Genomic DNA, 19168 nt, shown 5'->3' with positions numbered 1-19168 from the left:
CGCGATCAGCCACAAACAACCCGCGGCTTACGAACGACCCGCAGGACCCGCAGGGCCCGCAATCACCCGGCCAACTCGCGGAGCACCCGCCTGCCCGCCGCCGACTCCTCCAGCGTGTCCCAAAGCTTCGCGGACCCGGTGTACGTGTACACACCCGGCGCACCCTGCTCCGCACACCCGTCGCCGTACGACACTATGCCGACCTGGTACACGCCCTTGCGTCCCTGCAGCTTGCGGAAGATCGGTCCGCCGCTGTCACCCTGGCAGGAGTCCTTGCCCTCGACGCCCGCGCACATGTTGACCTTGCTGTCGTACTGCGGATACGACGCCTTGCACTCGATGTGCGACACGATCGGGACGTCCACCGCGCGCAACCGGTCCGGATGGGTCGGCACCTCGGTGTTGGTGTTGCCCCAGCCGATGACCGTGGCCTTGGCGCCCGGCCGGATCAGCGCGTCCGTGCCCGCGGTGGGCAGATGGACCGGGGCGATGCCGGTGACGGGCCTGTCCAGCATCAGCAGCGCCATGTCGTACGCCCCCTCGCCCTTGGCGTAGCGGGGGTGGACGACTATCTCGGTGACCTTGCGCAACTGGCCCTGGTTCTTCTTCGACAGCACGGTCCGGCCGACGACGGTCTCGATGTCCTTGGCCTTCGTGCCCTCGACGCAGTGCGCGGCCGTCATCACGACCCCGGAGTCGAGCAGGCTGCCGCCGCAGAACTGCCGGTCCTGGGGGTTGGCCGAGCCCTTCTCCAGCAGCGCCGCCATGAACGGCTGCGAACCGTCGGACTGCTCGACGCCGCCGATGATGCGGGTGCCCGGGCGGCCGCGGTCCGCCGAATCCGCGGCGTGGGCCGGTCCGACGGACGCGGCGGCGAGCCCGAGTGCCGCACCGGCCGCGACCACGGCGGTGGTGATCCGCCGGGCCGCTGTTCTGTGAGTGGGGGAAAGACGCATGTGGGGGTGTCTCCAGACGTTCTGAACTCACCACCCCGGCCGGACGCACCCTCGCGCATCGACTTGCCCGAACCGCAAGGGAGTCACCCGACGGAAGTGGCATGGCGTTCTGTGAGACGGGATATCCGGGACAGGGGTTCACTCCCGAGTTCACTCAAGGCCCTCCCCTCCCTTTCTATCTGACGTGCCGTCAGCCACACTGGCGCGATGCGTCAGGCGACTTGGATACGTGGCCGCCGGGGCGCCGTGGCCGGTGCCTCGGCGGTGGTGGTGTGTTTGGGCGGAGTGCTCGCCGCGTGCGGGGGCGGCGGGACCGGTGACGGGTACGTCGCGGTCGGGGCGGCCGGTGGTTCGCCTCCGGCTTCCAGTACGGCGGTCGCGCCGACGGGGGACGTATCGCTGGTGCCCTTGGACGAGGCGTCGGGCTCCAAGGGGGCCGGGAGTGGCGGAGGTTCGCAGGGCGCGTCTGATCCCGGTGGAGCCCGGAAGCCGGGCACGGAACCGGCGGCGAGTCCGTCCGCCTCCGCGGGACAGCAGGCACCGCCGCGGGACGAGAGCGGCTCCGGCCGTACGGAGGGGCGCGCAGAGGGGCGTACGGAGGAGAGTTCGCCGCCTTCGTCGTCTTCCGGTTCGTCGTCTTCCGGCGGGAGCGATACGTCGCCCGGTGGGCCCGCGAAGCTGACCGTGAGCGACCCCGAACGCGAAGCCACCGACAAACGCTGGTGCGAAAAGGTCACCGTCGGCTTTCACAACACCGGGGGCAGCGCGGTGCGTTCGGGCACGGTGACGTTCGAGACGCACATCATCGGCGCGCTCGGCATCGACTGGGCGACGATCAAGTCGGCCGAGAAGCTTCCCGCACCGGTCGCCGCCGGTGCGCGGAAGGAGAAGACCTGGACGGTGTGCGTCGAAGCGTGGCGCGTGCCGCTGGGCATGCACATCGAGACGCAGGACGTGTCCGTCCGGTGGGAGTAGGGCTTCGCCGTATTTGAGTTACTGCGTACGAGAGTTACTGCGTACGGGAGTTATGCCGTACCCGAGTCACATGAACGCGAGCCAGGCCACGCCGGCCACGACCGCGACGGCGACGATCACGCCGATGATCACGCCCATACGGGGTCCTGCGGGAGCCGCCTGCTGCCGGCGGCCCTGCGGGGTCTCGTCGACGAAAGCGCGGAACATCTGGGTGCTGCCAGCGGGGTCGTTGTTGCTCTGAGGGCCCTGGGTGTTTGCCATGGCCCAGGACCCTAGCGAATGCCTCCGGCTTGCCCAAGTGCCGGGTGCCGTCTCCCGTGCCAGGTGTTGCCCTCCTGGGGCTCCGCCCCGACCCGTTCAGGTCGACCGCCGCCCGCCTTTACCAAGGTTTTAGGCCTCCACCACCCCCTTCCATTTGCCTGTAGCAACCAATCATCTTTATGGTTGCCTAGAGCAACAAAGGAGGATGCGATGGCCGCTCAAGGTCAGTACGAGGAGCTGGCTCGGCAGCTCAGTGGCATCGGGGCTGTGAAGCGGGGCCTCGGCCGGGTGCTTCCGCAGGAGTGCCCCGCGGGCTCCGCCGCCGTGCTCACGCTGGTCGAGCGGCACGGGGAGATGCGGATGAGCAGGCTCGCGGAGCTGCTCGCCATCGACATGTCGGTGACCAGCCGGCACGTCGCCCATGTCGCGGAACGCGGCTGGATCGACCGCTCCCCCGACCCCGCCGACAAGCGGTCGCGCATCCTGCGGCTCACTCCCGCGGGACGGGACATGCTCTCCGAGCTCTCCGAGCGCTACACCAGCACGCTCGCCCACTACCTGGGGGACTGGTCCGACGACGAGGTCGACCAGCTCAACTCCCTGCTCGGACGGCTGCGCGCCAGCTTCGACGACTGCCGGCCGGCCGCATCGTCCGCGACGGGCGTGGCGGGGGCAGCCGGCGCGGCAGGTGCCACAGAACAGACCACCCGTACACCCGCTTAAAGCAACGTAAGAAAAGGAAGCCCATGGCTACGACCACACCAACCGGTGTGCGGGGCTCACACGCCAAGCCCTCAGGAGGCGCCTCCCACGACGCTCCGATGACGCACCGGCAGATCATGGAGGCGCTGACCGGGCTGCTGCTCGGCATGTTCGTCGCGATCCTGTCGTCGACGATCGTCTCCAACGCCCTGCCCAGGATCATCGGCGACCTCGGCGGCGGTCAGAGCGCCTACACCTGGGTCGTGACCGCGTCACTCCTGACGATGACGGCGTCCACCCCACTGTGGGGCAAGCTCGCCGACCTCTTTTCCAAGAAGCTGCTGATCCAGTTCGCCCTCGTCGTCTTCGTCCTGGGTTCGGCGGCGGCCGGTCTGTCGCAGAACCCCGGCACGCTCATCGCATTCCGCGCCGTCCAGGGCATCGGCATGGGCGGGCTGTCCGCGCTGGCCCAGATCATCCTGGCGGCGATGATCTCCCCGCGCGAGCGCGGGCGGTACAACGGCTACCTCGGTGCCACCTTCGCCACCGCGATGGTCGGCGGTCCGCTGATCGGCGGTGTCATCACCGACACCAGCTGGCTGGGCTGGCGCTGGTGCTTCTACGTCGGTGTGCCGTTCGCCATCGCGGCCCTCATCGTGCTGCAGCGCACCCTGCACCTTCCGGTCGTCAAGCGGAAGGTCAAGGTCGACTGGGCCGGCGCCTTCTTCATCACCGCCGCGGTCTGCCTGCTGCTGGTCTGGGTGACCTTCGCCGGTGACAAGTACGAGTGGGTGTCCTGGCAGACCTACGCGATGGTCGGCGGCTCCGTCGCCCTCGGACTGCTCTTCGTCCTCATCGAGGCGAAGGCGAGCGAGCCGATCATCCCGCTGCGGCTGTTCCGCAACCGCACCATCACGCTGGCCTCGCTGGCCTCGCTGTTCGTCGGCGTCGCGATGTTCTCCGGAACCGTCTTCTTCAGCCAGTACTTCCAGCTGGCCCGGGACAAGACGCCGACGATGTCCGGCGTCATGACCATCCCGATGATCGCCGGCCTCTTCGTCTCCTCCACCCTCTCCGGTCAGGTCATCACCCGGACCGGGCGCTGGAAGGGCTGGCTGGTCGGCGGCGGTGTGCTGGTGACCGCGGGCCTCGGCCTGCTGGGCACGATCCGGTACGACACCGCGTACTGGCACATCGCGATCTTCATGGCCCTGCTGGGCCTCGGCGTCGGCATGATGATGCAGAACCTGGTGCTCTGCACGCAGAACCAGGTGGACCCCAAGGACCTGGGCGCCGCCAGCTCCACGGTGACGTTCTTCCGGTCCCTCGGCGGTGCCATGGGCGTCTCGGCACTGGGCGCGATCATGGCCACCCGGATCACCGACTACGTCAAGGACGGCCTCGCCGGTCTCGGCGCCCAGGGCGAGGCCCTCGGCCACGCCGGCACGGGCAACGGGAACATCCCCGACCTCGCCACGCTGCCCGCGCCGGTCCGCACCGTCGTGGAGAGCGCCTACGGCCACGGTGTCGCGGACGTCTTCCTCTACTCCGCGCCGCTCGCGCTGCTCGCCCTCCTCGTGACCTTCTTCATCAAGGAGGTCCCGCTGAAGACGAAGGGCGCCCTGGCGCAGGCCGCCGACGAGAAGGGCGGCGCTCCGGCTGCCGCCGACGCTTCCGCCCCGGTCGGGCAGGAGGTCCCGGTCGAGCAGAAGGCTCTGGGCGAGCATAGGGTCCTGGGCGAGCAGAGGGCCCCGGTCGCCACGGCCACGGTCGACGCCGGTGAGTCCGTCGCCGGTGAGTCCGTCGCGGGTGAGTCCGTCGTGGGTGGTGGGATTCCGGTACGCGGTTACGTGCGCGGTGCCGAGAGCGTGCCCGTCCCGCAGGCCGCCGTCACGCTGATCTCCCTGGCGGGACGGCAGCTGGGCCGCTCGGTCGCACGGGCGGACGGTGCCTACGCGCTGGACGCGCCGGGCGCGGGCTCGTACGTCCTGATCGCGTCGGCCGACGGTTTCCAGCCGCAGGCCTCGACGATCGTCGTGAACGACGAGCCGGTCACCTACGACATCCTCGTGAGCGGCACGAGCGGGCTCAGCGGTGTGGTGCGGGACGCCGAGACCGGTACGCCGGTCAAGGACGCCACGGTCGTCGTCACGGACGTACGCGGTGATGTGCTGGCCACCGGAACGACCGGCGAGCAGGGCGAGTTCGACTTCGCCGAGCTGGTCCCGGGTCCGGTGACCGTCGCAGTGAACGCGGCGGGCCACCGTCCGGCCGCCCTGCCCGTCGAGGTCGGCGGCACCGGTGTCACCCGAGTCGACGTCGACCTCACGGCGGGCGCCCGGCTCCGGGGCACCGTACGGGCGCCGCACGGCCCCCTCGCCGATGCCCGGGTCACGCTCGTCGACGCGGCGGGCAACGTGGTCGCCACCGCGACGACGGGAGCGGACGGGGCGTACGCCTTCGCCGACCTGGACAGCGGGGAGTACACCGTCATCGCGACGGGTTACCCGCCGGTGGCGACGGCGCTGACCGTGAACGGCCGCGGCGTCGACGGCCACGACATCGAACTCGCCCACCCCGGCGAGTAGTTCGAGAATCCCGGCCCGTGGGGCGCGTCCCGAGGTTCGGGCGCGCCCCACGGGCCGGTTCCATTACGAGCAGCAGTCGAGTCAGGGCAGGCCCTGCCACCGAACGCGTCAGGCGTTCGGCGTCCGTTCGTCCTAGGCTGCCTCCATGGCACCGAACATCGCGACGAACACTTCCGTCTCCCTCGACGAACTGCTGGACTTCGTACGCCCCCGTCACCGCGCCATCCTGCTGACGCGGCGCGGTGACGGAAGTCCTCAGGGCTCTCCTCTGACCTGCGGTGTGGACGACGCGGGCCGCATCGTCGTCTCGACCTACCCGGACCGGGTCAAGACCCGCAACGCCAAACGCGACGAGCGGGTCAGCCTCATCGTCCTGAGCGACGAGTGGAACGGCCCCTGGGTCCAGATCGACGGCACCGCCGAGGTCATCGACTCCCCGGACTCGGTCGAGCCGCTCGTGGAGTACTACCGCAACATCGCCGGCGAGCACCCGGACTGGGACGAGTACCGGGCAGCGATGACCAAGCAGGGCAAGTCCATCATCCGGGTCACGCCGACACGATGGGGACCGGTGGCGACCGGCGGCTTCCCGGCGAGGCTGGCTCCGCAGGAGTAGTAAGTCCGGTGAGGGCGCCCCGTCAGGGGCACGGGGCTGCATTTAATATGCGGCTCCGCCGCGTGGGCGCGACCAGCCCCCACCGACCCGCACCCGACCCACCGGCCTCACGATTCCTCGCGGAGCACCATCGCCTCGATGCCCGCCACCAGCAGCTCCAACGCGAAGGCGAAGTCCCGCTCCCGCATCTCCTCCACCGTGTCGCCCCCACGGGCCTCCATGAGATCCGCGGCATTCTCGAAGTTCTCGGCGAAGTCGGGCTGATCACGGACCGTGCTCATGGCCTGGTGGAAGTACTCGTCCTGCGACATGCCGGCCGAGGCGCACCGCTGCACGAAGTGCCCCTCGATCGTCCCGAACCCGTACACGAACTGGAAGACGGCCGCGATGGCGCCCATCTGCCCGTGCAGCGGAAGTCCCGTGGTGCGGATCACCTGCTGCACGGACAGCGAGAACGCCATCGAGTGCGGGCCGATGTTGAGGAAGTTGCCGATGAGCGGTGACACCCAGGGGTGGCGGACCAGCAGCGCCCGGTACCCGGTGGCGAGCGCGCGGAGCTGGTCGCGCCAGTCCTCGCCCGACTCCGGGTCGGGCAGCTCGAGTTCGCCGAAGACCGCGTCCAGGGCCAGTTCGAGCAGGTCGTCCTTGGTGTCCACGTACCAGTAGACCGACATCGCCGTCACGTTCAGCTCGGCGGCCAGTCGTCGCATGGAGAACTTGGCCAGCCCCTCGGCATCGAGCAGCCGCACCGTCACCTGGGTGATCCGGTCCCGGTCGAGCCCGGACGGCTGGCCGCCGCGCGCCGCCCGTTCCCTGCCCTCCAGCCAGACGCTGGTCCGCGCCGGACGCTTGGCCCGGTCGGCTGCCCTCACCATGGCGCACCTTCCTCGGAACTTGATGGAACTCGATGGAACTGGATGGAACTCGATAGCGCTCGTATCACTGTCGCCTGATGTTATGCGTGCCTCAGCCAGGACATCGTTACGCCGGTTCCCATCTGCGGGTCCGTTGTGGCTGGTCGCTCCCCCACTCTCGGCTTCGCTCGAGCGGGGGGACCCCCATCGCGGCGAAGCCGCAAATCGATACAGCCCCGCGCCCCTAAAGGGGCGCGGAGTCCGCCCTCTCCGCGCGCCGCAACAGCACGGCCGCCAGCAGGCCTCCGAGCAGTACCGCGGCGGCTCCCACCAACTGGCTGGTCTCCAGGCTGGAAGCAAACGCGTCGGCGATCTGTGCCTTCTCCTCGGGTCCCTTCGCCGCCGCGATCGCCGCCGGCAGTGAGGCTGCGGAGACCGCGACGAGCGAGGCGAAGCGGGAGTTGAGCACGGCGCCGAGGACCGCGACGCCGAGGCCGTTACCGAACTCCGCGAGCGTGCCGTTGATGGCCGCGCCCACGCCTGCCCTCTCGGGCGGGATGGCGCTCATGATCGCGTTGGTCATGGCCGGCATGGACAGCGCCACACCCACGCCCATCACGACCAGGCCGAGCAGCATCCCGCCGTACCCGTGCCGCCCGCCGAGCACGGCGATCGCCGCGAGGCCGCCGGACACCAGGGCCATACCGAGGGCGATGGCCCCAGGGGTGCCGAGCCTGACCGTCAGCCGCGTGCCGACCCCGGTGACGTTGAGCACGACGACGGTCAGCGCCAGCGGGGCCGTACGCAGACCGGCGTCCAGCGGCCCGTAGCCGAGCACGAACTGGAGGTGCTGGGTGAGCAGGAACAGCGAGCCCGTCATGCCGAAGGCCACGAGGATCACGCCCGCCACCGCGCCTACGAACCTCTCGTTGCGGAAGAAGTGCAGGTCGAGCATGGGGTACTCGATGCGCAACTCCCACAGCGCGAAGAGCCCGAGGACGACCACGCCGATCAGCGCGGAGACCACCACATGGGCGGAGGTCCAGCCGTGCTCGGGGCCGGTGATGATCGCGTACACGACTGCCGTCATGCCGATGGTCGACAGCAGCGCGCCCACCAGGTCGGGCCGGTCGCCCGCCTTGTGCCTGGATTCGGGTACGAGCGCGCCGACCGCGACCAGGCCGATCACGGCGACCGGGATGTTGACCAGGAAGATCGCGCCCCACCAGAAGTGGTCCAGCATCACACCGCCGATCAGGGGCCCGGCCGCGAAGCCGAGCGAGCCGATCGTGGACCACAGCGCGATGGCCTTCACGCGCTCGCTGTCGTCGAAGATCTGCACGACGACGGCGAGCGTCGTGGTCATCAGCAGCGCGCCTCCGATGCCCATCCCCGCGCGGGCCGCGATCAGCTGCGCGGAACTCTGCGCCAGTCCGGCCGCCAGCGAGCCAAGACCGAAGACCGCAAGCCCGGAGATCAGCATCAGCTTGCGGCCGTAGCGGTCGGCGGCGTTGCCCGCGGTGAGCAGCAGACCCGACTGGACCAGGGAGTAGGCGTTGATCATCCACTGGATGTCCGCGGTGGAGGCGTCCAGCTCCGTGGTGAGGGAGGGGATCGCCACGCTGAGGACGGTGTTGTCCAGCACCACGGTGAGCTGCGCGAGACAGATGACACCGAGGATCAGCCAGCGTTGGGGGTGTCCCTGCGGAGGTGACTGGGGGGCGGTCTCGGCGGTCGTCGCGGCTGTCATACGCGTCCCTTCTACGGTGTATGGGAGGTAGTTGCCTTACACCGTAGAACACTTCCCTTACGCCGTACAACAGGAAGCCGTACAACACGAAAGGGCGGTGGCCGGGGCACTCTCGCCTCAGCCACCGCCCTCGGGAGAAGCCGACCGTCAGCTACTCGTCGGCTGCGTCAGGTCATAGAAGGTGGACGAACCCGCCGTCACCTCCTTGAAGTTCTCCTGCACCCACTCACTGATCTGCGACGAGGTGCCGGAGCTGTCCCTGCCGCCGCCGCCCATCCCACCGCCGGAGATGAAGTAGTGGATCTTCCCCTCCGCCACGTACTGCTTGAACTCGGCCAGCGTCGGCGACGGGTCGCTGCCGTTGAAGCCGCCGATCGCCATCACCGGGTCGCCGGTGGAGAGCTGGTAGCTCGCGGCGTTCTGGGCACCGACGGCCGCGGCGGCCCAGGTGTAGTCGCCGGAGTTCTTCTCGAGGAGTTCCTTGGCCTCGTCGCTCACGGTCGCGCCGTTGAGCAGGCCGCCCATGCCGCCACCGCCGGCCATGCCACCGCCGTCGCCCGTCCGGCCGCCGGGCACGCCGCCCTGCTGGTTCTGGCCCTGGGTGTTGCCGTTGCCAGGGAAGCCGCCGGGGAAGCCTCCGGTCGGAGGCCGGCCCGTCTGACCGTTGCCGTTCTGCTGCTGGTTCTGGCCGGGCATACCGCCCCCGCCGGGACCGCCGCCCATGCCGCCACCGGGACCGCCGCGGCCGCCCGCGACGGCCGGACCGGCCGTGACGATCGAGCCGGAGTGCCCCTCGTTCAGCGTGGTGAGGGTGTACGCCGTCGGGCCCGCGAGGGCGGAGACGAAGCTCAATCCGACGATCCCCATGGCCAGTTGACGACCGAGCTTGTTCACGAAGATCAGGCCGAGCGCGGCGACCAGGCCGCCGACCAGGACGAGCCACTTCAGCCACGGCAGATAGTCGGAGGAACGGTTGAGGAGGACGTACCCCCACACCGCTGTCGCCGTCGTCGCACCCGCCAGCGTGAGCGACACCCACGCCTTGCCGCGCTCCTCCCAGAGCACGACCGCCCCCATGCCGATCAGCGGCGCGATGTAGGGGGCGAGGGCCACGGTGTAGTAGTCGTGGAAGATGCCCTGCATGTAGCTGAAGATCACCATGGTGATCAGCAGCGAGCCGCCCCAGGCGAGGAACGCGGCGCGGGCGGTGTCGGTCCGCTTGGCCCTCCAGGTGAGAACCACGCCCGCGGCGAGCAGGATCAGCGCGGCCGGGATCAGCCAGGAGATCTGGCCGCCGCTGGTGGCGCTGAACATCCGGTCCCAGCCGGTCTCGCCCCAGCCGCCGCCCATGCCGCCGCCGCCACCGCCGACGCTGCCGGTCTCCTCGCCGTTGATGCGGCCGAGTCCGTTGTAGCCGAAGGTCAGTTCAAGGAAGGAGTTGTTCTGCGAGCCGCCGATATACGGGCGGGAGGAAGCGGGCCACAGCTCGACGACGGCCACCCACCAGCCGCCCGCGACGATCATCGAGAGGCCCGCGAGGAGCACCTGGCCGATGCGCCTGCGCAGGGTCGTCGGCGCGAACACGACATAGAGGAGCGCGAGCGGCGGCAGGATCAGAAAGGCCTGGAGCGTCTTCACCAGGAAGGCGAAGCCGACCGCCGCACCCGCCCACACCAGCCACTTCGTCTGGGCCTTCTCCATGGCGCGCAGCACGCAGTAGACCGTGACGGCCATCAGGAGCGCGAGCATCGCGTCCGGGTTGTTGAAGCGGAACATCAGCGCGGCGACCGGGGTCAGCGCGAAGACCGCCATCGTGATGAAGCCGGCCGCGGCACCGAAGCGGCGGCGTACGGCCGCGTACAGCACACCCGCCGTGGCCACGGCCATCAGGACCTGCGGGAACAGGATCGCGAAGGAGTTGAGGCCGAGCAGCCGTACCGACAGGGCCATCGGCCACAGCGAGGCCGGGGGCTTGTCGACGGTGATGGCGTTGGCCGAGTCGAGCGAGCCGAAGAAGAAGGCCTTCCAGGACTGGCTTCCGGCCTGAACAGCCGCGGAGTAGAAGGAGTTGGCGTACCCGGAGGCCGTGAGGTTCCAGGTGTACAGCGCGCCGATCAGCAGCAGCGTGCCGAGGAACGCGGGCCGCACCCATCGGTGGTCCCCGGGCCGGCCGCGCCACAGGCGGCGCACGAAGGGCTGCTTGGGGCTGCCGTCCTCGGGGGACAGGGTGGGGTCCGGCGGAAGCACGGGCTTCTGCACGGCAGTTGACTGAGTCACGGTAGTTGGCTGAGTCGTCGTCATCGTGCGTTCCTCGGATCGTGATCGTGCGGGCGCACCGGCTGCATCTGCACGGTCGCGTCCCCCCAGCTCTGGTTGGCGTACGGAGAGGTCTGGCTGTCGTACGGAGATTGAGGCGCCGTCGCGCAGACCGGCGAGGCAGCGTTGCGCGAGGTGACGACGGTCGACGGCAAGTCGCCTTCCCTGTGGTCGCCTTCCCGGTGGTCGTCGTCCCGGTCCGGGAACACCCAGGCCCGGAAGAGCAGGAACCGCAGCACGGTCGCCGCGAGGTTGGCGGCGATCAGCACCGCCAGTTCGGTGGAGTGCGCGGGTTCGGCCGTCGCCGCGTTCAGGGCGACGAGCGAGCCGCTGGTGAGGGCGAGGCCGATGCCGAAGACGACCAGGCCCTGCGCCTGGTGCCGCATCGCCCGGTCCCGGCCGCGGACGCCGAAGGTGAGGCGCCGGTTGGCCGCCGTGTTGGCGACCGCCGACACGAGCAGGGCGAGCGCGTTGGCGAACTGCGACCCCGTGAACGTACGGAAGCCGCTGTAGAGCAGCAGATAGAACAGCGTGGACAGAGCGCCCACGACGCAGAACCCGACGAGTTGGCGGGCGAGTCCCGTGGGTACGCCGGTCAGGTCGCGGTCGCGCGGGTCGTCACCGAAGGGCCGGGCGAGCCGGTCGAGCGGCAGTGAGCCGGTGGCGAGGGCGCGGCCGATGCGCCACACGCCCAACAGGTCGTCGGTGGCGGTCTTCACGATGTGCACGGTCGAGTCGGGGTCGTCGACCCAGTCGACCGGCACCTCGTGGATGCGCAGGCCCGCCCGTTCGGCGAGGACCAGCATCTCGGTGTCGAAGAACCAGCCGGTGTCCTCGATCAGCGGCAGCAGCACCTGCGCGACCTCGCGCCGGATCGCCTTGAAGCCGCACTGGGCGTCGGAGAAGCGGGCCTGCAGCGAGCCCCGCAGGATCAGGTTGTACGTACGGCTGATGAACTCCCGCTTGGCGCCGCGCACCACCCGAGAGGAGCGGGCGAGACGCGAGCCGATCGCGAGGTCGGAGTGGCCCGAGATCAGCGGGGCCACCAGCGGGAGCAGCGCGTTGAGGTCGGTGGAGAGGTCGACATCCATATAGGCGAGGACCGGGGCGTCCGAGGCCGACCAGACGGTCCGCAGGGCCCGGCCGCGGCCCTTCTGCTCCAGCCGGAAGGACCTGACCTCCGGGATCTCCGCCGCCAGCCGCGTCGCCACCAGCGGGGTGGTGTCCGTGGACGCGTTGTCCGCGACGGTGATGCGGAACGTGTAGGGGAAAGTGCGCACGAGGTGCTCGTGCAGTCGGCGCACACACTGCTGGAGGTCCTTCTCCTCGTTGTAGACGGGGATCACTACGTCCAGGACAGGCGTACCGGCATTCCCGGCCGGGAGGTGCTCCCGCGCCGGCAGGGTGCCGGGAGAAGGTTCGGTTTGCATGACGACGACTGTCGTCAAGCGGCCTGTTACACCCGTGTGGTGGTGCTGTGCTGTGCCTGTGAGTACGTTTGCGAACTTGTTTCCGAAATGAAGGCCTCATGAGAATGGGGCGCTTCGGCCGCCGGCGCGGGCAGATGCACGGTAAAGACGGTGCGTCCGGGCACGCTGTCGACGGTCACGGCTCCGCCGTGCGCGGCCGCGACGGCCTGCACGATGGCGAGCCCCAGACCGGTCGACCCGGAGGCGCGTGAGCGCGACGAGTCGCCCCGCGCGAACCGTTCGAAGACGCGTGGCAGCAGATCCGGCGGAATCCCGGGCCCATCGTCCTGGACGTCCAGGCACACCCAGGAGCCCCGCCGGTGCACGCGTGCCGTCACCGTGGTGCCGGAGGGTGTGTGTGTACGCGCGTTCGCGAAGAGGTTCACCATGACCTGCTGTATGCGGGCGGCGTCGGCCTGCACGAGCGCGGGTTCGTCCGGCAGCTCCAGGCGCCAGTTGTGATCGCGCCCGGCCGCGCGGGCGTCGCTCACGGCATCCACGACCAGCGGGGACAGGTCGGTGTGCTCGTAACTCAGAGGCCGCCCGGCGTCGAGCCGCGCGAGCAGCAGCAGGTCCTCGACGAGGCCGGTCATCCGCCCGGCCTCGGACTCGATCCGGCCCAGGGCATGTCTTGTGTCGGGACCGGTCTCTTCCCTTCCCCGTCTGGTGAGTTCGGCGTATCCGCGGATGGACGCGAGTGGCGTACGCAGCTCATGGCTGGCGTCCGCGACGAACTGCCGTACCCGCGTCTCGCTCTCCTGGCGCGCGTGCAGCGCGCCGTGGACGTGGTCGAGCATGCGGTTGAGGGCGGCGCCGACCTGCCCGACCTCCGTGTGCGCGTCGGTCTGGGAGGCGGGGACACGCTCGTTGAGGGTCACCTCGCCGCTGTGCAGGGGGAGTTCGGAGACGCGGGTGGCGGTGGCGGCGACGCGGCGGAGGGGGCGCAGGGCGACGCTCACGATGGTGGCGCCGGCGAGGGAGGCGGCGGCGAGACCGGCGGCTGTGACGCTGAGCTCGACGATGATGAGGGTGTTGAGGGTCCCCGTGACGTCCTTGGTGGGCATGCCAACGTAGAAGTCGCCGTCCACGCCGGTCTGGAACTGGACGCGGTACTCGCCGAGGCCCGGAAGGTCGACGGTGTGCGGCTTGCCGTCCCGCACCACATCCTCGAGGGCGGTCTGCTGCGCCGCGGTGAGCGACTCGGGGTCGACGTCGGTCACCCCGTTCTCGCCCTCGGTCTTCTTGCCGACCTTGGCCTCGGTGATGCTGCCGTCCTCGAGCTTCGCGGCGACCGTGCCGCCGGCGCTGGGCCCCGGGCCCCGCTTGACGAACTCCGACAGCGGCGGCTTCGCTTTGCCGATCTCGTCGGGGCCGAGCCGGGCGGCGACCGACTTCGGAGGGCCGGCCGCCCGCATGGCTGCCTCTTTCACGGAGCCGTCGAGCTGCTCGTACAGATGGGAGCGGAGCGCGATGGTGGTCACCGTACCGATCACCGCGCACACCACGGCGATCAGCACGACGGACGCGACGACGAGCCGCGTCCGCAGCGTCCGAGGCTGTCGGCGCCGCCGCTTCCGCAGCTGTCGTCGTCCGCTCATGACGCGGCGGGCTTGATCAGATAACCGGCTCCGCGCCGCGTGTGGATCATCGGCTCGCGCCCGGCGTCTATCTTCCGGCGCAGGTAGGAGATGTAGAGCTCGACGACATTGGCCTGGCCGCCGAAGTCGTACGACCACACGCGGTCGAGGATCTGCGCCTTGCTGAGCACCCGGCGCGGATTGCGCATGAGGAAGCGCAGCAGCTCGAACTCGGTGGCCGTGAGGTGGATGTTCTGCCCGGCCCGCGACACCTCGTGGCTGTCCTCGTCGAGGGTGAGGTCGCCGACGACGAGCGTGGAGTCGGAGCGGCGGTCGGCGGCACCGGAGCGGCGGATCAGCCCGCGCAGCCGCGCGACGACCTCCTCCAGGCTGAACGGCTTGGTGACGTAGTCGTCGCCGCCCGCGGTCAGACCGGCGATACGGTCCTCGACGGCGTCCTTGGCGGTCAGGAAGAGAACCGGCACGTCGGGCAGCTCGCGCCGCAGCCGGCCGAGGACGGCAAGGCCGTCCATGTCGGGCAGCATCATGTCGAGCACCACGGCGTCGGGCCGGAACTCCCTGGCGGTCTGCACCGCCCCGGTCCCGTCGCCCGCGCTGCGGATCTGCCACCCTTCGTAACGCAGGGCCATGGACAACAGCTCGGTGATCGACTGCTCGTCGTCCACCACAAGCACGCGGACGGGGCTCCCGTCCGGCCTCAGCAGTTCGGTGCGCCCCTGGGGCGAGGTCGTGGTCATATCCCACACAGTGAGGGGCGGCTCTGAGAACACTCTTGCGGAAACCTGTGAATTACCTGAGAAACACACAGGAGCCACTCAGGGAACTCCTGGGAAGCCCGGCCGGCTGCCCCTCCCGCATCCTGCATCCCGCGCTCACAGCCCGAAGAGTCGCGCCCCGTTCCCGTAACAGACCGCCCTCAGCCAGTCGTCCCCGAGCCCCAGCCCCTCCAGTGCGTGGAGTTGATGGACGTATGCGTACGGGATGTTCGGGAAGTCGGTGCCGAGCAGGATCCGGTCGCCGAGGGCGTCCAGCCGGGGCAGCGCCCGGCGCGGGAAGGGCGCGAACCGTTCGCTGAAGTCGGTGAACGCCATCGTCGTGTCGAGCCGCACCTCGCCGTACCGCTCGGCCAGGCCCAGGAAGTCCTCGTACTCGGGCATGCCCATGTGCGCGACGACGAGCCGCAGCCGGGGGTGCCGGGCGAGCACCCGCCGGATCGGCTCGGGCCCGGTGTGCTTGCCGGGCGCGGGCCCGGACCCGCAGTGGATCACGACGGGTATCCCGGCCTCGGCGAGCAATCCCCAGGCTGGATCGAGGAGTTCGTCCGCCGGGTCGTACGCACCCACCTGGACGTGCGCCTTGAAGACCCGCGCCCCTTCGTCCACCGCCCTTCGCACGTACGCCGCCACGCCCGGCTCCGGGAAGAGGGTCGCCGTGTGCAGACAGTCAGGGGTCCGGCGGGCGAACTCGACGGCCCACTGGTTCAGCCACTCGGCCATGCCCGGCTTGTGCGGGTAGAGCATGGCGGTGAACGCGCGCACACCGAACTGCCTGAGGAGGGCGGCCCGTTCACCCTCCTCGTCCCGGTAGGTGATGGGCCACTCCATTCCACCGCCGGTCATCGGGCCGAGCGCGTCGAAGTACGCCCAGACCTTGCGCAGGACACGCTCGGGCATGAAGTGGGTGTGGACGTCGATGAGCCCGGGGAGTCCGAGCCGCTCCCAGAACTGCCGGACTTCGGCGCTTTCTTGAGCCGACCGGCCCTCAGCGCCGTCCTGCGAAGGCCCGGCCGCCCGGTCCTCCCTCTGCCCCTCAGCCCTGCCCACGCCGGAACCCGTAGCTTCGCTCGACCTTGGCGACATGGACGGTGTAGCTCTCGTACCAGTGCTCACGCCCCCGCTTCTGCGCCACCCGGTGCTCCATGTCGCTGCGCCACTCGTCGATGGCCTCGGCATCCCGGAAGTACCCGACGGTGATCCCGAGCCCGCCCAGCGTCCGTGCCGAGTCCATCCCGAGAAACCCCGGAATCCCCTTCACCAGCTCTTCCATCCGCTCGGCGGTCTCGCCGTATCCGTTGTCCCCCTCCGTCCGCACGGAGGTGAACACGACGGCGTAGTACGGCGGTTCGTGCGCGGCGACAGGCGCAATAGGGTGTTCGCTCATGTCGCCACTCTCGGGCCGGGACCCGCACCACGTCCAGAGCCTTTCAGAAGAGCCCGTCCTGCCGGCCTCCGAACTCCCGCATGGGCACCGTCACCGCACCAGCCGGTTCACCATGACCGACGGCACTCAACTCCCACCCCCTCATCAGCCGCGTATCCAGCACGACGACCCCACGCTCGCCTGCCAGATGCAGATCGGGCCCGGCGGCAGCCACCAGCTCCCCCGCCACGACACCCCCGGGCACGAGCTCGCTGACGACACCCACCGCCGCCGGCAACGAGCCGAGCCCGAACACCCCGGCATGATCGACGGCCACGAACGGCATCCGCTCCAGAGCCTCCGGCCACCCACCGAGCCCCACGGCCTTCGCATGCATCGCCTCGACCTCGGCCACCCGCACCGCGGCCTCCGGCAAGGCACTGCGTACGGCCCGCTTGGCGTCGTACGCGATCCGGTCCGGCACCCCCAACGCCGTACGCAACAACTCCTCACTCCGCCGAGCGGCCATCAGCGGCCCACGCCCGAGCCAGCTGAAGACGACGGCCCCCTGCTCGAGCAGCCTCGCCTCCCCTCTCTCGACAGCCGTGATCCCGACCTTCACCATCCCGCTCCCGAACCACGCGAGATACACGTGATACGGCCGCGGATCATCGGCGACGGTGTCAGCGGCAACGGAGTGCGCCCGCTCCAGCCGCGCGCACTCCTCACACTGCGCCCCGACACTCCGCCCGGACACGGCAGCCCTCACCGGACAGCTGTTTCCCCGCGCCCCCACACAGGTCCGCACACCCCCTGTCACCACCCCAAAGGCCACCCGCTTCCCCCATGGCAGAGCACTCCTCCGCCCGCCTTCCCAGACCAACTGGGGCTCCGCACCACCCCACCGCAGCCCTGTACATCTCCACGCCTGTGCCATCGCTCACGAGAGTAGGCGGCACCACTGACATCGCCCCTGACATCGCCACTGACATGGGTATGGGGAGGCGAGCTCCGGTGGTCGTGACTCTGTGAGTGGGGTTGCCCTACGGGTGGCGGCCGGTTATGGCCACTATCCGGTCGAGGATCGGGGCCTCGGCGGGGACCTCGACGGCCGGCCCCCACAAGCCCTCGACAGGAGCATTGGGTACGAACACGGCCACGTGGTCGAAGCAAGCCCGCAGCGTGTCATCGGGAAGGCCGAAGGGCTGGCCGGTGGCCCTGGCGATGTCCCAGCCGTGCACCACGATCTCGGTGAGCGCGACCTTGCCCCATGTGTCGTTCGGCAGGTTGACGCCCGCGCCGTCGGTACTGCCCTGCCAGGACGTCGGGTCGTCCCAGGCATCGCCGAGCGCCCGCACGTTCTTGGCGACGCGTTCCCGCCAGTCGTCACCAAGACCGGCGGCCGCCTCAGCGCCGGGATCCGGGTCGGCGTCCTCGCCGGCGTCCTTGCGAGCGACGGCGACGAACGCCCGAGAGACATCGTCGACATGGTCGATGAGGTCCCGGACGGTGTACTCGGTACAGGGAGTTGGACTGGTGAGTTGCTCGTCGCCCACGCCTGCCAGGAGGTCGATCATCTGGCGACAGGCCGGCTTCAGGTCGATCATGAGTTCTCCTCCTCGGTCGCGCGCGATGCGGTCACACAGTGCAGACGACTGGGGAAACGAGAACTCATCGGCACGCCACGAGCCCTCATCGGGAAACCGACGAGGGCTCATGAACGATCGAGGCCGGCCTAACGCTGTCAGTCCTTGGGGATGTAGACCACACACGTAGAGGTCTGGAGTGGATTGGTCTGCACACATCCGAACAGTGCGCTCCACCGGCTGCTGGTGTCTTGGGCGCCCTGAACCACCGCCGTGCTGCACGACGGATCAGCGAGCCCCGAGAGAGACCCCTCGGGCCAACCAGCGACACGCGTTGCGCTCTCTATTTTCTCGATACAGGCCGCGGGTGGATTGTGCCGCTTGACTTCCCGCAGGAATTCCAGATACCGGGAATTCTTGAGCGATTCGTTTAGCTCGTCCAGCGTTCTCGTCGCGTCGTTCAGCTCCTTCTCCGACGACTTCGAGTCCTGGACTACCACCAGCGCTTTGGTGGTCTTTTCCACGAGCTTCGGGGGAGACTGGGCACCCTTTCCAGTTGGAGAGGGTTTCGTGGTCGGCGTCGTCGGCGGCGGTGTCGTCGGCTTCGTCGGAGTCGTCGGTGGTGTCGGCGGCTTCGTCGGAGTCGTCGGCGGTGTCGGCGGCTTCGTCGGTGGTGTCGGCGTCACCGGAGGAGGCGGCGGCTTCGGCGTCACCGGAGGAGGCGGCGGCGGCTTCGGCGGCTTGGGCGTCACCGGAGGAGGCGGCGGCGGCTTCGGCGGCGGCGGCTTGGGCGGCGGGTTCGGGCAGAGAATCGGTATCGGTGCGAAGTTGCACAAAACATTCCTACCAGTGCCTAGCCAGTCCCCCAACGGGCCTAGAAAACCGGCGTATTTCTGCGCCAAGGGCTTTCCGCCAGGGCTGAAAGCCACAATCACATTGCCCGCTATCTTCTCGTACGCGGCCCGGTCCGGCTGCGATATCTCAGGAACCTGGCTTATTGCCAGCGCTTCGTTGACGTCCGTCAGGGCTGTCGTGTACACGGCCCGGTCCTCGGGCTTCGTATCCGGGTCCTGGATTGCGTCCACCGTCCTGGCCAGCGTCTTCTCCAGCTGCTGCTTCTCCTTCTCCGGGAGGTTCGTTTCCTTTATCCCCTCCACTGCTGCCTGGCCCAGCGCTTCGGGCTCCGTCGGTTCTTGGGTCCCCGGCGGGGGCTGTTGCGTCTCCGCGGGCGGGGGCTGCTGCGTCTCCGCGGGCGGCGGCTGCTGCGTCTCCGCGGGCGGCGGCTGCTGCGTCTCTGCCGGCGGGGGCTGTTGCGTCTCCGCAGGCGGCGGCTGCTGCGTCTCCGCCGGTGGCGGGGG

General features: G+C 69.6%; 16 protein-coding genes and 1 pseudogene. 4 read left to right on the top strand and 13 right to left on the bottom strand.

What is annotated here, in order from left to right; all coding sequences use genetic code 11:
- Positions 1-62 precede the first annotated feature (62 nt).
- Complete coding sequence (locus G5C60_RS18295) at positions 63-956, bottom strand: S1 family serine peptidase (RefSeq protein ID WP_165260534.1); 894 nt, start codon at positions 954-956, stop codon at positions 63-65.
- Between the two features lie 207 nt (positions 957-1163).
- Here G5C60_RS18295 and G5C60_RS18290 point away from each other — a divergent pair, with 207 nt between their 5' ends.
- Positions 1164-1931, top strand: coding sequence for a hypothetical protein (locus G5C60_RS18290; RefSeq protein ID WP_165260532.1), 768 nt, complete (start codon positions 1164-1166; stop codon positions 1929-1931).
- 66 nt (positions 1932-1997) lie between these two features.
- Here G5C60_RS18290 and G5C60_RS18285 read toward each other — a convergent pair whose 3' ends face one another.
- Positions 1998-2192, bottom strand: a complete 195-nt coding sequence (locus G5C60_RS18285) for a hypothetical protein (protein WP_165260530.1) — start codon at positions 2190-2192, stop codon at positions 1998-2000.
- A 210-nt stretch (positions 2193-2402) separates the two neighbouring features.
- Between G5C60_RS18285 and G5C60_RS18280 the strand changes: the two genes are divergently transcribed.
- The 3 genes from G5C60_RS18280 (at position 2403) to G5C60_RS18270 (ending at position 6098) form a co-directional block, all read left to right on the top strand.
- Positions 2403-2915 carry a MarR family winged helix-turn-helix transcriptional regulator gene (locus G5C60_RS18280; protein WP_165260528.1) on the top strand — a complete coding sequence of 171 codons (513 nt, stop codon included), beginning with the start codon at positions 2403-2405 and terminating at the stop codon, positions 2913-2915.
- Between the two features lie 98 nt (positions 2916-3013).
- A complete protein-coding gene (locus G5C60_RS18275; protein WP_478503328.1) occupies positions 3014-5482 on the top strand; it encodes an MFS transporter in 2469 nt (822 codons plus the stop codon).
- A 145-nt stretch (positions 5483-5627) separates the two neighbouring features.
- Positions 5628-6098: a PPOX class F420-dependent oxidoreductase gene (locus G5C60_RS18270; protein ID WP_165260524.1), complete on the top strand. Its 471-nt coding sequence runs from the start codon at positions 5628-5630 to the stop codon at positions 6096-6098.
- A 107-nt stretch (positions 6099-6205) separates the two neighbouring features.
- On the opposite strand, the gene G5C60_RS18265 is transcribed toward G5C60_RS18270, so the two are convergent.
- The 11 genes and pseudogenes from G5C60_RS18265 to G5C60_RS18215 all read right to left on the bottom strand — a co-directional run.
- Positions 6206-6973, bottom strand: a complete 768-nt coding sequence (locus G5C60_RS18265) for a TetR/AcrR family transcriptional regulator (protein WP_165260522.1) — start codon at positions 6971-6973, stop codon at positions 6206-6208.
- 223 nt (positions 6974-7196) lie between these two features.
- Positions 7197-8702 carry an MFS transporter gene (locus G5C60_RS18260; protein ID WP_165260520.1) on the bottom strand — a complete coding sequence of 502 codons (1506 nt, stop codon included), beginning with the start codon at positions 8700-8702 and terminating at the stop codon, positions 7197-7199.
- Positions 8703-8849: 147 nt separating this feature from the next.
- On the bottom strand, positions 8850-11003 hold the full coding sequence (locus G5C60_RS18255; RefSeq protein ID WP_165260518.1) for an ArnT family glycosyltransferase: 2154 nt from the start codon (positions 11001-11003) through the stop codon (positions 8850-8852).
- Positions 11000-12448: a bifunctional glycosyltransferase family 2/GtrA family protein gene (locus tag G5C60_RS18250; protein WP_165260516.1), complete on the bottom strand. Its 1449-nt coding sequence runs from the start codon at positions 12446-12448 to the stop codon at positions 11000-11002. Before G5C60_RS18250 ends, G5C60_RS18255 begins: the two co-directional genes overlap by 4 nt.
- A gap of 26 nt (positions 12449-12474) precedes the next feature.
- Complete coding sequence (locus G5C60_RS18245; protein WP_165260514.1) at positions 12475-14085, bottom strand: sensor histidine kinase; 1611 nt, start codon at positions 14083-14085, stop codon at positions 12475-12477.
- On the bottom strand, positions 14082-14822 hold the full coding sequence (locus G5C60_RS18240; protein WP_165260512.1) for a response regulator transcription factor: 741 nt from the start codon (positions 14820-14822) through the stop codon (positions 14082-14084). Before G5C60_RS18240 ends, G5C60_RS18245 begins: the two co-directional genes overlap by 4 nt.
- 135 nt (positions 14823-14957) lie before the next feature.
- Entirely contained in the window at positions 14958-15944 is a 987-nt protein-coding gene (locus G5C60_RS18235) for an amidohydrolase family protein (protein WP_165260510.1), read from the bottom strand.
- On the bottom strand, positions 15895-16245 hold the full coding sequence (locus G5C60_RS18230; RefSeq protein ID WP_165260508.1) for an antibiotic biosynthesis monooxygenase family protein: 351 nt from the start codon (positions 16243-16245) through the stop codon (positions 15895-15897). The genes G5C60_RS18235 and G5C60_RS18230 overlap by 50 nt, the downstream gene beginning before the upstream one ends.
- A 43-nt stretch (positions 16246-16288) precedes the next feature.
- Positions 16289-17161, bottom strand: coding sequence for a DUF2797 domain-containing protein (locus G5C60_RS18225; RefSeq protein WP_165260506.1), 873 nt, complete (start codon positions 17159-17161; stop codon positions 16289-16291).
- A 106-nt stretch (positions 17162-17267) separates the two neighbouring features.
- On the bottom strand, positions 17268-17831 hold the full coding sequence (locus G5C60_RS18220; protein WP_165260504.1) for a TIGR03086 family metal-binding protein: 564 nt from the start codon (positions 17829-17831) through the stop codon (positions 17268-17270).
- A gap of 137 nt (positions 17832-17968) precedes the next feature.
- Positions 17969-19168 (bottom strand): annotated as a pseudogene (locus tag G5C60_RS18215) (hypothetical protein); the annotation flags it as partial.

Source organism: Streptomyces scabichelini (genome assembly GCF_011045015.1).
Classification (GTDB): domain Bacteria; phylum Actinomycetota; class Actinomycetes; order Streptomycetales; family Streptomycetaceae; genus Streptomyces; species Streptomyces scabichelini.
The sequence above is the reverse complement of the archived record's forward strand: the minus strand, read 5'-3'. Positions and strand labels throughout refer to the sequence as shown.

Coding starts and splice junctions, on each gene's coding strand:
- G5C60_RS18250 (WP_165260516.1), bottom strand. CDS start 12,448: ATGCAAACCGAACCTTCTCCCGGCACCCTGCCGGCGCGGGAGCACCTC.
- G5C60_RS18220 (WP_165260504.1), bottom strand. CDS start 17,831: ATGATCGACCTGAAGCCGGCCTGTCGCCAGATGATCGACCTCCTGGCA.
- G5C60_RS18265 (WP_165260522.1), bottom strand. CDS start 6,973: ATGGTGAGGGCAGCCGACCGGGCCAAGCGTCCGGCGCGGACCAGCGTC.
- G5C60_RS18275 (WP_478503328.1), top strand. CDS start 3,014: ATGACGCACCGGCAGATCATGGAGGCGCTGACCGGGCTGCTGCTCGGC.
- G5C60_RS18295 (WP_165260534.1), bottom strand. CDS start 956: ATGCGTCTTTCCCCCACTCACAGAACAGCGGCCCGGCGGATCACCACC.
- G5C60_RS18260 (WP_165260520.1), bottom strand. CDS start 8,702: ATGACAGCCGCGACGACCGCCGAGACCGCCCCCCAGTCACCTCCGCAG.
- G5C60_RS18230 (WP_165260508.1), bottom strand. CDS start 16,245: ATGAGCGAACACCCTATTGCGCCTGTCGCCGCGCACGAACCGCCGTAC.
- G5C60_RS18240 (WP_165260512.1), bottom strand. CDS start 14,822: ATGACCACGACCTCGCCCCAGGGGCGCACCGAACTGCTGAGGCCGGAC.
- G5C60_RS18225 (WP_165260506.1), bottom strand. CDS start 17,161: ATGGCACAGGCGTGGAGATGTACAGGGCTGCGGTGGGGTGGTGCGGAG.
- G5C60_RS18280 (WP_165260528.1), top strand. CDS start 2,403: ATGGCCGCTCAAGGTCAGTACGAGGAGCTGGCTCGGCAGCTCAGTGGC.
- G5C60_RS18245 (WP_165260514.1), bottom strand. CDS start 14,085: ATGAGCGGACGACGACAGCTGCGGAAGCGGCGGCGCCGACAGCCTCGG.
- G5C60_RS18235 (WP_165260510.1), bottom strand. CDS start 15,944: ATGTCGCCAAGGTCGAGCGAAGCTACGGGTTCCGGCGTGGGCAGGGCT.
- G5C60_RS18270 (WP_165260524.1), top strand. CDS start 5,628: ATGGCACCGAACATCGCGACGAACACTTCCGTCTCCCTCGACGAACTG.
- G5C60_RS18285 (WP_165260530.1), bottom strand. CDS start 2,192: ATGGCAAACACCCAGGGCCCTCAGAGCAACAACGACCCCGCTGGCAGC.
- G5C60_RS18290 (WP_165260532.1), top strand. CDS start 1,164: ATGCGTCAGGCGACTTGGATACGTGGCCGCCGGGGCGCCGTGGCCGGT.
- G5C60_RS18255 (WP_165260518.1), bottom strand. CDS start 11,003: ATGACGACGACTCAGCCAACTACCGTGACTCAGTCAACTGCCGTGCAG.